General features: G+C 53.7%; 12 protein-coding genes. All 12 read right to left on the reverse strand.

Going from position 1 to position 13,170, the window contains the following annotated elements; genetic code table 11:
* Positions 1–141: 141 nt before the first annotated feature.
* Complete coding sequence (gene wecG, locus APU11_RS17225; RefSeq protein ID WP_013099269.1) at positions 142–882, reverse strand: lipopolysaccharide N-acetylmannosaminouronosyltransferase; 741 nt, start codon at positions 880–882, stop codon at positions 142–144.
* A 12-nt stretch (positions 883–894) separates the two neighbouring features.
* Complete coding sequence (gene wzyE, locus APU11_RS17230; RefSeq protein ID WP_014833719.1) at positions 895–2,247, reverse strand: ECA oligosaccharide polymerase; 1,353 nt, start codon at positions 2,245–2,247, stop codon at positions 895–897.
* A complete protein-coding gene (locus APU11_RS17235) occupies positions 2,244–3,323 on the reverse strand; it encodes a TDP-N-acetylfucosamine:lipid II N-acetylfucosaminyltransferase (protein WP_058650623.1) in 1,080 nt (359 codons plus the stop codon). The genes wzyE and APU11_RS17235 overlap by 4 nt, the downstream gene beginning before the upstream one ends.
* On the reverse strand, positions 3,320–4,570 hold the full coding sequence (gene wzxE, locus APU11_RS17240; RefSeq protein WP_058650624.1) for a lipid III flippase WzxE: 1,251 nt from the start codon (positions 4,568–4,570) through the stop codon (positions 3,320–3,322). The genes APU11_RS17235 and wzxE overlap by 4 nt, the downstream gene beginning before the upstream one ends.
* Before the next feature lies 1 nt (position 4,571).
* A complete protein-coding gene (gene rffA, locus APU11_RS17245) occupies positions 4,572–5,702 on the reverse strand; it encodes a dTDP-4-amino-4,6-dideoxygalactose transaminase (RefSeq protein WP_058650625.1) in 1,131 nt (376 codons plus the stop codon).
* 4 nt (positions 5,703–5,706) lie between these two features.
* Positions 5,707–6,384 carry a dTDP-4-amino-4,6-dideoxy-D-galactose acyltransferase gene (gene rffC / locus APU11_RS17250; RefSeq protein WP_038420802.1) on the reverse strand — a complete coding sequence of 226 codons (678 nt, stop codon included), beginning with the start codon at positions 6,382–6,384 and terminating at the stop codon, positions 5,707–5,709.
* A complete protein-coding gene (wecC, locus tag APU11_RS17255; RefSeq protein ID WP_038420803.1) occupies positions 6,381–7,643 on the reverse strand; it encodes a UDP-N-acetyl-D-mannosamine dehydrogenase in 1,263 nt (420 codons plus the stop codon). The genes rffC and wecC overlap by 4 nt, the downstream gene beginning before the upstream one ends.
* Complete coding sequence (wecB, locus tag APU11_RS17260) at positions 7,640–8,770, reverse strand: UDP-N-acetylglucosamine 2-epimerase (non-hydrolyzing) (protein WP_038985275.1); 1,131 nt, start codon at positions 8,768–8,770, stop codon at positions 7,640–7,642. The genes wecC and wecB overlap by 4 nt, the downstream gene beginning before the upstream one ends.
* Before the next feature lie 56 nt (positions 8,771–8,826).
* Positions 8,827–9,873: an ECA polysaccharide chain length modulation protein gene (wzzE, locus tag APU11_RS17265; RefSeq protein ID WP_038985276.1), complete on the reverse strand. Its 1,047-nt coding sequence runs from the start codon at positions 9,871–9,873 to the stop codon at positions 8,827–8,829.
* 12 nt (positions 9,874–9,885) lie between these two features.
* A complete protein-coding gene (gene wecA, locus APU11_RS17270; RefSeq protein WP_013099278.1) occupies positions 9,886–10,989 on the reverse strand; it encodes a UDP-N-acetylglucosamine--undecaprenyl-phosphate N-acetylglucosaminephosphotransferase in 1,104 nt (367 codons plus the stop codon).
* A 242-nt stretch (positions 10,990–11,231) separates the two neighbouring features.
* The gene (rho, locus tag APU11_RS17275) at positions 11,232–12,491 is read right to left on the reverse strand and encodes a transcription termination factor Rho (RefSeq protein ID WP_001054528.1); all 1,260 of its coding nucleotides are present in this window, start codon (positions 12,489–12,491) and stop codon (positions 11,232–11,234) included.
* Between the two features lie 340 nt (positions 12,492–12,831).
* Complete coding sequence (trxA, locus tag APU11_RS17280) at positions 12,832–13,161, reverse strand: thioredoxin TrxA (protein ID WP_004386384.1); 330 nt, start codon at positions 13,159–13,161, stop codon at positions 12,832–12,834.
* Positions 13,162–13,170 lie beyond the last annotated feature (9 nt).

A 13,170-nucleotide genomic window follows, 5' to 3' on the forward strand; every position in this document is an offset into this window, starting at 1 on the left:
GGTACTAAAATACGGAGCGAATGGTTTCTTAAATTCTGCAAAATGGCAAACAATGCATTAAAAAAATAAATGCATTGCACAGTTTCGCAGCAGTTTTGCAGGGGAGTTGCAGCGCGAACAGCATATCGCGCTACATTTTGATTACATTTTTCCGGTGTAGTGCCAGGCGAGATAACGCAGCAGACGGAGCTGGCGTTTAATACGTGTTGGTTGCGACAGCAGGCGGTACAGCCACTCCAGTCCCAGGTTTTGCCATACCTTCGGCGCACGTTTTACATGGCCAGTAAAGACGTCATACGTCCCGCCGACGCCCATATAGAGGGCATCCGGGCAAACCAGACGGCAATCACGCATCAGAATTTCCTGGCGCGGTGAGCCCATCGCCACGGTGACAATTTTCGCCCCGCTGTCGCGCACGCGGTCAAACAGCGCCTGCCGGTCCTCGGGTTTAAAATAGCCGTCCTGACTACCCACAATATTAACATTCCACTGACGCCGCAGCTTCTGCTCGGTCTGCGCCAGGACCTCAGGCTTACCGCCAATAAGAAATACGGGCGTGCCTTCTGCCCCTGCACGTGCCATCAGCTGTTCCCAGAGATCGGCCCCCGCGACGCGTGAAACATTAGCACCAGGAAACTTTTTGCGGATCGAGCGTACCACGCTGATACCGTCCGCGTATTTAAACTCGGCGGCCTCGATCAGACTTCTGACTTCAGCGTTATCTTCTACCGCCAGCATCTTCTCCGCATTGATGGCGACCAGCGTACCGGATTTCATCTGGCCACCCGCAAAGAGAAAATCCAGCGCGTGTTGCATATCGCGCCAGCCAATAAGCTGCAGGCCACGCAGCGCGTAGCGCGGTGCAGAGGTTGTGTCGGTCATGACTATCCTTACTCAGACTTGCGACAGCGTTCTGCTGCCCTGTGGCTCGCGCTTATGCACAAGCCCTGCACTGTCAAACAGCCAGTACAGCAGTTTGGCCAGCAGCAGGCAGACGCCGAAAACGACCATGAAGAAAACCACGCGCGAGACGAAGGAATCCAGCCCCTCGCGCGCCAGAACGATCATATTGAAAATGGCACCAAAGCAGAAACTGTGCAAAATGGCGGCCTTGTAGCGGTTAGTCTCTTCGTTGCCGAGCACATAGAGCCAGTCAAACCATTTGATAATCAGCCCTACCACAACCGCGCCCGGCAGAATAAACCAGCTTCCGCCCATTACCACCAGCGAACCAATCAGCGTAGGGGAAATGGCCAGACCTGAATGGTTGTTCAGCACTTCCCAGGTGAAGTAGTTCGCTGTGTTGAGCACGGCACCCGGGCGGTCAGGCCACAGCCACGACGGGATAAACACATAGAAGTCACGCACAATGGGCGCCAGCCCCTGGAAATCGATCTTGTCGTAGTTTTGCAGCAGTAAAGCGAGGTTTTCCCACGGCGAGAAGGTGTCGCGCGTGAGATACAGGAAGGTGTAAAACGCTTCGTCACCGGCCACGTTCAGTCCATAGCGCTTAAGGGCCAGCCAGAACATCCCCACAATGCCAAACACGCCCGCTGCCGCCAGCATCCACAGGGAGATCCACCCGCGAATGATGCCGATAAACAGGAAAATCGCAAAGGCGATAATAATGTTGGCGCGCGTCCCACCCACAATCATGTAGGTCAGGAAACCAAAGGCGACCGTGCTCACCAGGAAGAAGAGCCAGGCCTTACTGTCCTGGCGCAGGAAAAAGATCACCAGCATTGCCGGGATGAAGAAATAGAAGAAGCGCTTAAGCGCCACGCCCGAAACTTCGGCAGAAAAAATCTGACTGTAGGAGTGCAGCTTAAACAGCAAAAAGCCGTTATGCATGAAGAAGATCCCCACGCTGACCAGCGCGATGGTCATCAGCATTACCCACGTCAGATGGGTCTCTACCCTGTTCATGGTGAACAGCGGACGACGCGGCGCACTCGCTTTCACCGCGCGCAGACGCGTTTTATAGGTGACGTAGTACACCGCATAGAAGCAGGTCGCCGACAAGAGTGCCTGGAGCAGGATTTCCGGCGGCGCGACACTCACGTCAAAACGGAAAACCAGAATACTGGTCAGCGGAAAACCGAAGAAGAAGGTCAGAAGAAACAGTAACGAGAAGAAGACGTTAAAGTTAAAACGCACGCGGCGGAACTCAAACCAGGTCAGAGTGGCGATAAATAGCGTGCTCAGAAGCCATACCACTAACAAGCCGCTGAATTGCAACTGGCTCATGCGTTGTCTCCTGAAGCGATACGCAGCGCACGGTGCCACGGCGTAAGGTAGTTCGGACTAAAGAAATCGATGGTACTTTTATCCACCAGCGCCAGTTGACGCTGAACTTCACGTACCACCTCCACGTTCAGGGTATCCGTGGTGAACAGCACCGGAATGTGTTGTTCAGCCATATCCTGCCAGAACGGATTATCGCGATTAAGCACACAGGGAACGCCTGCCTGAATCAGCAGGCACAGCGTGCCAATTCCCTGCTGGCGGGCAAAGATGAAATAGCCGAGATCGCACTGGCGAAGCAGCGCAAGATATTCATCAAATTCCAGCTTATCGCGCAGGATGTTCACATTCTCCGGGCTAAACAATCCCAGAGCCTGCTGGCGAACGTCGTTGATGTAAGCATCATTATTGGCCGGATAGCCCATCGGCACAACGACATTTACCGTGTCGCCAAACTGCTGATGTACCGCCTTCAGCGCAACAATATGCTCATTGCTGCGATCACCAGAGTTACCCACCAGGATCGTCAGCTTACCCTCACGCGGCGTATCGTTTGCCATGTTATTCAGCGCCGGGTTCATGCGTGTCGGGAAATAGAGCAGCTCACCGCGAACGTTGGGGTGCTGTTTCGCGAAGTAATTGAGATCGCCACGGGTGGCGAAAACACAGCCAACCCGCCCCTGCGCCATACGCCGTAGCGGGTAGAAGAGCCGGAACTTCCAGCCGCGGGAGACTTCATAGAGATCGGCTCCCCAGATATGCCAGCTGCACTGGGAAGGTTTAATCCCGCCGCTCAGGAGAGCCAGCCACAGACCGGTATTAAATTGTCCATGGAAGAAGAAGCGCTGCTCACGATCCGCTTTCGCTTTCGCGACAACTGCCTTCGCCAGGGCGGCTTTATCCGGCCAGAAGGTAAGCGTCAGCGCCGGACACATCTCGCTCAGCCCCCTGTCCTGGCCTGCAACCATAAACTCGCGTGCATCGGGATTGTCCGGGGCCAGCTCATCGTTGAAGAACCGCAAAACGGTCTGGTTATGGTGTGGGATATCCGATCCCAGTATGTGAATCAGTGCAGTCATGCGCGTTTACGCCAAAGTAAAAATACGCCGCAACAGGCAGCGAAATAAACGATATAGGTTGCCATATAGGCCTGAGCCGCCCCCAGTGCACCGTGTGCCGGGATCAGCCAGTGTGAGAACGCCGTCAGGAGCGTAAACTGGCTTATCTCTGCCAGGATATACAAACGCAGCGAGGCTTTCGCAATCACCAGATATCCGAATACGTAAGCGCCTACTTTCAGTACATCCCCCACCAGCTGCCAGGCAAACAGATCGCGCATGGCGATGAATTTCGCCGAAAAGAGCAGCCAGATGGCGACATCGCGCAATAACCACACGGTAAAACTGGCCGCCGCCACGGTGGGAAGTACAAAACGCAGCGAGCGGGTAATCTCGCGGGTAATATCCTGTCGGGAGCTCAGACGCGATAAGGTTGGCAGCAACCAGACGCTAAAGGAAGCCGTTATAAATTGGAGGTAGGCGTCAGAAATGCTGCTTACGCCCTGCCAAATTCCCACTTCATCCCAGCTGTAATGCGCCGCCAGCAGGTTTCGCATCATCACGTAAGCCACCGGCAGCGTAACAGAGGTAATGAGCGCCATCAGGGTAAATTTACCCAGTTGACCCGCCAGCACCTTGTCCCATTGCGGTTTCAGGTAGCTTAAGGGGATAACGCCACGACGCATCAGCATAAACGCCGCCGGAACGACCACTAACGCAGGTACCAGCGCCAGACCCAGCAGCGCGCCTTCATACCCGCCCAGGCGGTAGCAGAAGTAATAGGCGATAACACCTATAACGCTGCCCAGGATCAACGCAAGCGCGTTCCCGGCAGCATCACGAAACCCTTTCATCAGCGCCAGTAGCAGGTTAGCCCACGCGATCCCCATCTGAACCAGAGCGACCAGACGCACCAGCCCTTCATAATGCGTGTGTCCAAACAGCCCCTGGCTAATGGGGGCCGCCGCCAGCAGAAACACCGCGGCCAGCAGAGTAGAGAAACCTAACACCATCGCCGACGATGTGCCGACGACTTTGCGCAGCTGCGCTGCGTCATCCTGATGCTGTGCAACGTATTTCGTAACGCCGTTGAAGATCCCGGCGCCGGCCAATACCCCAAGGACGGTGACAAGCTGGCGGAAATTGCCCGCCAGTCCCACCCCAGAAGGGCCGAATGAGACGGCCAGCAGCTTGACGACCAGCAGCCCGGCGCCAATTTTGACAAGCGTGGACGCGGCGGTCCACACCGATGCTTTTGCCAAAGACATATCAGCCGAAATAGCTCAGAAGGGTATTAATCACCGTACGCTGGTTAACCGGCGCGAGGTTGTAGAACAGTGGCAAGCGAAGCAAACGCTCACTTTCTTTCGTGGTATAGAGGTCTTCACCCGCGAATGTCCCGAACGCTTCACCGGCCGGGCTGGAGTGCAGCGGAATGTAGTGGAACACCGCCATAATCTCAGCCTCTTTCAGCCAGGCAATCAGCTTGCTGCGATCGTCGTTATCGCGCAGTTTGATATAGAACATATGGGCATTATGGACGCAGTCTGCCGGAATGGTCGGCAGCGCAATACGCCCGGCTTTTGCCAGCGGTGCCAGCGCGTCGTAATAGGTCTGCCACAGGGACAAACGCTGCAGGTTAATGCGCTCTGCCGCCTCCAGCTGTGCCCACAGATACGCCGCCTGCAGATCCGCCATCAGATAGCTTGAGCCAATATCGCGCCAGGTATACTTATCAACCTGGCCACGGAAGAATTGGCTGCGGTTGGTGCCTTTTTCGCGGATCACTTCCGCACGCTCAACCAGCGCGCGGTCGTTAATCAGCGTCGCGCCGCCTTCACCACCTGCGGTATAGTTTTTGGTTTCGTGGAAGCTAAAGCAGCCGATATGGCCGATGGTGCCGAGCGCGCGTCCTTTGTAGGTGGACATCACGCCCTGAGCGGCATCTTCCACCACAAACAGGTTATGCTTTTTCGCGATCGTCATAATGGTGTCCATTTCACAGGCCACGCCCGCGTAATGGACCGGAACAATCGCCCGCGTTTTATCAGTGATCGCCGCTTCAATCAGCGTTTCATCGATATTCATGGTGTCCGGACGAATATCCACAAAGACGATTTTCGCCCCGCGTAACACAAACGCGTTCGCCGTGGAGACGAAGGTGTAGCTCGGCATAATCACTTCATCACCGGGCTGAATATCAAGCAACAGCGCAGCCATTTCCAGCGACGCCGTACAGGAAGGGGTCAGCAGCACTTTAGCGCTGTGAAAACGCTGTTCCATCCACTGCTGGCAGCGACGGGTAAACCCACCATCACCGCAGAGTTTGCCGCTGCCCATAGCAGACTGCATATAGTCGAGTTCGGTTCCCACGACGGGTGGTGCGTTAAATGGAATCATCTTGTCACCTGTATAACCAGTAGGCGGTGGCGTCGATGTTGGCACCACTCGCAATATAACGTTTAAGCGCAGCGGTGTTGCCCATCTGGGTTGCCACCCGCAGCGTCGAGACCTGTTGCTGCTGCGCCCAGTGTAGCGCCGCCTGCATGAGTTTCTCGCCCACACCCCGGCCAGCTAATAAGCCGATACGCGCCTCGCGCTCGTTGAGCTTGCGAAGCGAAACAAAACCCTGGATCTGGCCGTCCGCCGCGCGGAACACCAGACAAACATGATCGAACGTCCCTTTTACCGCATTCTCAATCCACTGGGCATAGAAACGTCCGCTGTCCTCAGGTGCATACCAGGGCGCACGAAAGCGGCTGCGGGCAAACGCCTGCGCCGCCATTTCGCGCAGCACCGGGATATCCTGCTCAGCGGCAACCTCCGCGCCTGGCGCCTCATGCCGGGTTAGCGTAATGGCAAGATCGACTTCGCCTTCCACCAGCTGAAAACCGTGTTGCTGAAGCGCATCAAGCAGGTCGGCGCGGTCCGCCGGGATCTTCGCCTGTACCCGCTGCCAGACGCGAAAGTCGGCGTCAGTCAGTGCCGGTGCAGTTTCGCGCAAACGCAGAATGGCTGAAGGCAGACCAAAAAAATGGCTCTCCCACTCTAGGGACTCAAGCGTCCCGTTCAGGTTGCTCAACGCCAGACACCTTTGGTATCAACAATGTAACGCTGCTGTACGGCATCAGCGGGGGTCGCTTTAAACTCTTTATGATCCACCAGCAGCACCAGTACGTCCGCCGTGGCCAGCGCGTCATCCAGCGCGGTAAGCGTGCAGTGCCCCGCCAGTTTTGCCGGCAGTTCATGAATATTCGGCTCGACTACCAGCGTTTCGCCCGTGTGCCATTGGGCAATCATCTCAGCAATTTCCATCGCCGGGCTTTCGCGCAGATCGTCGATGTTAGGTTTGAATGCCAGGCCAAAGCAGGCAATTTTCAGTTCACTGGCCCGTTTGCCACTCTCAGCCAGACAATCTGCCACCGTGGTTTTAACCTGGTTGAGAACCCAGTGTGGCTTGCTGTCGTTAACTTCACGCGCGGTGCGGATCAGGCGTGCCTGATCGGGGTTTTGCGCCACGATAAACCATGGATCGACGGCGATACAGTGACCGCCCACGCCCGGGCCTGGCTGCAGAATATTAACGCGCGGATGACGATTCGCCAGGCTGATTAATTCCCAGACGTTAATCCCCTGATCGGCACAAATGAGCGAAAGTTCGTTGGCAAAAGCGATGTTCACATCGCGAAAGCTGTTTTCCGTCAGTTTGCACATTTCTGCGGTACGGGAGTTCGTCACCACGCATTCGCCTTCGAGGAAAATCTTGTACAGCGCGCTGGCACGAGCGGAACAAACAGGCGTCATCCCGCCAATCACGCGGTCATTTTTAATCAGTTCGACCATCACCTGCCCCGGCAGCACGCGCTCCGGACAGTAGGCGATATTGATATCGGCCTGCTCTCCCGCCTGCTGCGGGAAGCTTAAATCCGGCCGGGCTTCTGCCAGCCACTGTGCCATCTGCTCGGTTGCGCCAACCGGAGAAGTGGACTCCAGGATCACCAGCGCCCCTTTCTTGAGCACAGGTGCAATAGATTTCGCAGCGGCCTCTACGTAGACCATGTCGGGTTCATGGTCGCCTTTGAATGGCGTCGGCACAGCAATGAGATAAGCATCGGCTTCAACCGGCGTGGTACTGGCGCGCAGGAATCCCCCATCAACGGCCTCTTTGACCACGCGGTCGAGATCGGGCTCCACAATATGGATTTCGCCACGGTTAATGGTTTCCACCGCGCGCGCATTGATATCCACGCCTACAACCTGTTTTTGACGAGAGGCAAATGCTGCCGCAGTAGGCAAGCCAATATAGCCAAGACCAATGACAGAGATGGTAGTAAAACTCATAGCGATACCCGATTGTGTTTAAGTGCATGCAAAATACGGCCACAAGCCAGCCCATCACCGTACGGGTTATGGGCCCGGCTCATCGCCTGATACGCTTCTTCGTCGTGCAGCAGGTGTGTCACTTCATCGACGATACGCTGCTTATCCGTGCCGACCAGACGCACCGTGCCCGCTTTTACCGCCTCCGGGCGCTCGGTGGTTTCACGCATTACCAGCACCGGCTTGCCGAGTGAAGGTGCTTCTTCCTGAATACCGCCTGAATCAGTGAGGATCAGCCAGGCATGATTCATAAGCCAGACAAACGGCATGTAGTCCTGCGGCTCAATCAGAAGGACATTTTCAACATGCCCCAGAATGCGGTTGACCGGTTCGCTGACGTTAGGGTTGAGATGCACCGGATAGACAATCTGCACATCTTCGTTTTGCGCGGCGATTTCAGCCAGCGCATGACAGATTTGCTCGAAACCCCGGCCAAAGCTTTCACGACGGTGGCCGGTGACCAGAATGGTTTTTTTGCCGTTGTTCAGGAACGGGTAGCGCGCAGCGAGTTCTGCCTGAAGTTCGTTGTTAGCCAGCACACGGTCACGCACCCAAATCAGGGCATCAATAACCGTATTGCCGGTCACAAAGATTTTATTGTCGGCGATATTTTCACACAGCAAGTTCTGGCGCGAATTTTCGGTGGGTGCAAAGTGGTACATCGCCAGATGTCCGGTAAGCGTGCGGTTGGCTTCTTCCGGCCACGGCGAGTAAAGATTGCCGGTGCGCAGGCCCGCTTCAACGTGGCCGACAGGAATACGTTGATAAAACGCAGCCATGCTGGCCGCCACAGTAGTGGTGGTGTCGCCATGCACCAGCACAACATCAGGCTTAAAGGATTCCAGAATGGGCTTAAGCTCTTGCAAGATACGGCAGGTAATCTCCGTTAATCCCTGCCCCGGCTTCATAATATTCAGATCGTAGTCCGGGACGATGGAAAAGAGCGTTAAAACCTGATCGAGCATCTCCCGGTGTTGCGCCGTAACGCACACTTTCGCTTCAATATCAGGATCGCTGGCCAGCGCATGCACCAGAGGCGCCATCTTGATGGCCTCCGGCCTGGTACCAAATACGGTAAGTACTTTCACATCGATTCTCTTCGATTAGGCGATGAAGGCCGTGGCCTTCATCGTCAATGGCGTTCTTAATTTGTGCGACGACGTGTTAACGCCACGCCAGCGCCCGTCAGTGCGCCTACAATCCCCCACATGATCATCAGGAATGCACGACGTGGGCTATCGCGTTTTACAGGTTCTTCAGGCGTTCGCAAATAACGATAGGTCTGAAAACGCGGGTCCAGCGTTGGACCTACATTCAGGGTGTTAAGCATGGCGCGGTTTTGATCGTAGTCGAGGTCAAAATCAGGGCCAACGGCCTGCAGGTTTTCCAGACGAGCCTGCAGCATTGGACGACCAAGCAGGAACATTTCAGAATCAGGCAGTTCATCCGCCGGAACGTCCGTTTCGCTGCGAGAAATATTGTGCTGTTCCGCAATTTTGAGTGCCTGTTCAATGTTATGAACACGGCGGGAGAATATGGCTTTAGCCACCTCTTCCTGACGTTTTACCTGCGCTTTCATCTGGATGGTACGGGCCGCCCAGGCGCCTTTCAGTTCTTCATTAAGATGACTTGCGGCGCGCTGGCTGGCAAAAGCGACATACTGGCGCAACAGGTTATTGGCATCCGGCGCCGTCTCTGCAATCAGTTTGACGCTGTCATTAACATTACGCAGCGCATCGCCCGGCATAAACTGAATGTTGTTAATCAGGTCATCCAGCAGCGCGGCATCGGCTTTGCTGTTGCCCACCATGCGTTGCTTGTAATAATCCGTCTGGCTCCAGAAATCACGACGCGTGTCCCAGGAGGCCAGCTGCATGACAAACTCTTTATACGCCTCATCCATGACGGAAGCCTGATCGGGCGTCGCCAGATTTGCCTTGATATCCAGGTTGCGCAGGAACTGCTGCTGGGAATAGTATCCCCCCAACATGTTAACAGTGGGTTTGTCAGTTATCGCCGTTGCACTCCATTCCTGTTTTGCAAAAAAGGTATACGCGAGTGCAACTAATGCGAAGCCCAGTGCAATGCCTGCAATCCACAGTTTTCCGGCCCATAAAGTGCGAAACAAGCCACGTATATCCAGCTCATTCTCGGTCATCTCTGATTTTGCTCCCACCAACGGTTGAGTCATCACAATCCCAGTTTATTTAGTTAAAGTTGGATTATTACCACTATTTCGACGCATCCTGCGTTTTACACGCTTAATGAAACGAGCGACTTTCCATGCGCGTTTAATGCAATAGCCATACAGAGAAAACGCTAGCAAGAACAGTACCAACATAACCCACTCAGGTACAAACTGTGCGTATTCAGCTGCCACACCAATTCCCGCCAGAATAGCAGCAGCCAGTGTAATAAGCACAAATGCCTGACGGGAAGTGAACCCGGCTCGCATGATTAAATGATGAATATGCTGGCGGTCAGCGGAGAACGGACTCATCCCTTTACGCAATCGGCGATACATAATCGCAACCATATCCATCAATGGGATGGCAATGATCCATAACGCGGTTACCGGGCTAATGGGATGGACTTTACCTTGTGTGGTTTCCAGCAAGATCCAGATGATTGTAAAGCCGATCAGAGTGCTACCGGCATCACCCATAAACACTTTATATCGGCGGCCTAACGCTCCCAGATTTAATAAGATATAAGGAAGGATGGCCGCGATCATGGCAAAACACCACATGGCCAGGCTGTATTGACCGTCAAACCATAAAATGAAACCGATAGCAGCAAATGAGACGCAGGACAATCCACCGAGCAAGCCATCTATGCCGTCCACCATGTTGAATGCGTTTATTGCAACCCATACAGCAAATAGTGTCAGGAAATAGCCAAACGGGCCCAGTAACATCTCCCACGACCCAAAAATATAGCCGAGGCTGCTTAGATGAAGCTTTGCGAACACCATCATAGCAATGCCGACCGCGGCCTGAACGATAGCGCGAATTTTGACACTGATGTCGTAACGATCGTCGAGCGCCCCAACCAAAACCAACACCGTCGCACACATCAGGTACAACTTAACATGCGGAACATAGTAGTCAGCAATGGTGAAGGTGAAGCAAAGGCCAGCAAAAACAGAGATTCCCCCTACAAGAGGGATCATCCCCTGATGGCGCTTCCGGAAGTTGGGTTTATCCACTAACCCCAGATATTTCGCCACCTTACGTGCAAAAAACAGAAAGCAGGTGGTGAATAAAAAAATACTGGTTAGTTCAGTAAACGTATCAAGTAGGTCCACAATGGATGTTCTCAACAAATGTTAGTCGCGGAAGTATAACCATGAAGGCGCAAAGCCTGAAGGCATAAAGCAAACCTCTAACAACCCCATTTGTTTATTATTCAGACAATTAATGTTTTTACTGTGCCAATAGTCTTAATTGTCGCACCGACCGGTCAAAATTGGGAGTGTGTGGTAATAGCGTATAGTCCATAAAAGAAAAACGCCACGTAAAAACGTGGCGTTCACTGGCTTTATTTGCGTTACGAGCGCTTCATCATGTCGAAGAAATCGTCGTTGGTTTTGGTCATCGCCAGTTTGTTAATGAGGAATTCCATGGCGTCGATTTCACCCATTGGGTGGATAATTTTGCGCAGGATCCACATTTTCTGCAGCTCTTCCTGAGTGGTGAGCAGCTCTTCCTTACGGGTACCGGAACGGTTGTAGTCGATAGCCGGGAAGACACGTTTTTCTGCAATCTTACGAGAGAGGTGCAGTTCCATGTTACCTGTCCCTTTAAACTCTTCGTAGATCACTTCGTCCATTTTGGAGCCGGTATCGATAAGAGCCGTCGCGATGATGGTCAGGCTACCGCCCTCTTCCACATTACGTGCAGCACCGAAGAAGCGCTTCGGACGATGCAGGGCGTTGGCATCTACACCACCGGTCAGTACTTTACCGGAAGCCGGAACCACGGTGTTGTAGGCACGCGCCAGACGGGTGATGGAGTCGAGCAGAATGATAACGTCTTTCTTGTGCTCAACCAGGCGTTTCGCCTTCTCAATAACCATTTCCGCAACCTGAACGTGACGGGATGCTGGCTCGTCAAAGGTCGACGCCACAACTTCACCTTTCACCAGACGCTGCATCTCGGTCACTTCTTCCGGACGTTCGTCAATCAGCAGTACCATCAGCACGCAGTCAGGGTGGTTGTAGGCAATGCTCTGCGCGATGTTCTGCAGCAGCATGGTTTTACCCGCTTTTGGCGGTGCCACAATCAGACCACGTTGACCACGACCAATTGGCGAAGCCAGATCCAGCACGCGCGCGGTTAAGTCTTCGGTAGAACCGTTACCACGCTCCATACGCAGACGAGAGTTCGCATGCAGCGGCGTTAAGTTCTCGAAGAGGATCTTGTTACGCGAGTTTTCCGGTTTGTCGTAGTTAACTTCGTTAACTTTCAACAGCGCAAAGTAGCGTTCACCCTCTTTTGGAGGACGAATCTTACCTGAAATGGTGTCACCAGTGCGGAGGTTGAAACGGCGGATTTGGCTGGGGGATACGTAGATGTCGTCAGGGCCGGCGAGGTAGGAACTGTCTGCAGAGCGGAGGAAACCAAATCCGTCTTGCAATATCTCCAGCACACCGTCGCCAAAGATATCTTCGCCACTCTTAGCGTGCTGCTTCAGGATGGCGAAAATGATGTCCTGCTTGCGCATACGAGCCTGGTTTTCCAGTCCCATATTTTCGCCGAGAGTGATCAGCTCAGAAACCGGCGTATTCTTTAATTCGGTAAGATTCATAATGGTGTGGGTTCTTAAACTCGGGGTGATTCTCGAACTTAATGTTGTGAATGGTATGGCAGGGTCATCCATGCCTGTTTAGCGGCCATCAACTCATGTCTGTTCGCTGTCTGGTCACAGGGAAAGAACGCAGATCTGAAACGACAAGACGGATTGAGTGACAAGCCCGGAATTTAGCCACTTCACGCACTGTTTAAGTTAACAACGGGAAGTTTCGGGTAAAACAAGATTCAAACAACAAGATATGTTTAAAACGAAGTCATAGCTAACTTAGCACGACTTAAGCCGGGCGTCCAGAGTTGCACATCATTTTGGCCTCTGGACGCGCAGCGGAGAAACCTTACGCCAGGTTAGCGTCGAGGAACTCTTTCAGTTGACCTTTGGACAGTGCGCCCACTTTGGTCGCCGCCACTTCGCCGTTTTTAAACAACAGCAGGGTCGGGATGCCACGGATGCCGTATTTTGGCGCGGTACCCGGGTTCTGGTCGATGTTCAGCTTGGCAACGGTCAGTTTGCCCTGATATTCGTCAGCGATCTCATCCAGAATCGGGGCGATCATTTTGCAAGGACCACACCATTCAGCCCAGAAATCGACGAGGGTCAGCCCGTCAGCCTTAAGTACGTCCGTGTCAAAACTGTCGTCAGTCAGGTGAATAATTTTATCGCTCATATATAACTC

It is taken from the genome of Enterobacter sp. 50793107, assembly GCF_001463365.1.
Lineage (GTDB): Bacteria > Pseudomonadota > Gammaproteobacteria > Enterobacterales > Enterobacteriaceae > Enterobacter > Enterobacter cloacae.

Excerpts from the sequence above, each read along its gene's own strand:
- wzxE (WP_058650624.1), bottom strand. The coding sequence starts at position 4,570 with ATGTCTTTGGCAAAAGCATCGGTGTGGACCGCCGCGTCCACGCTTGTC.
- wecG (WP_013099269.1), bottom strand. The coding sequence starts at position 882 with ATGACCGACACAACCTCTGCACCGCGCTACGCGCTGCGTGGCCTGCAG.
- APU11_RS17235 (WP_058650623.1), bottom strand. The coding sequence starts at position 3,323 with ATGACTGCACTGATTCACATACTGGGATCGGATATCCCACACCATAAC.
- trxA (WP_004386384.1), bottom strand. The coding sequence starts at position 13,161 with ATGAGCGATAAAATTATTCACCTGACTGACGACAGTTTTGACACGGAC.
- rho (WP_001054528.1), bottom strand. The coding sequence starts at position 12,491 with ATGAATCTTACCGAATTAAAGAATACGCCGGTTTCTGAGCTGATCACT.
- wzzE (WP_038985276.1), bottom strand. The coding sequence starts at position 9,873 with ATGACTCAACCGTTGGTGGGAGCAAAATCAGAGATGACCGAGAATGAG.
- rffA (WP_058650625.1), bottom strand. The coding sequence starts at position 5,702 with ATGATTCCATTTAACGCACCACCCGTCGTGGGAACCGAACTCGACTAT.
- wzyE (WP_014833719.1), bottom strand. The coding sequence starts at position 2,247 with ATGAGCCAGTTGCAATTCAGCGGCTTGTTAGTGGTATGGCTTCTGAGC.
- wecC (WP_038420803.1), bottom strand. The coding sequence starts at position 7,643 with ATGAGTTTTACTACCATCTCTGTCATTGGTCTTGGCTATATTGGCTTG.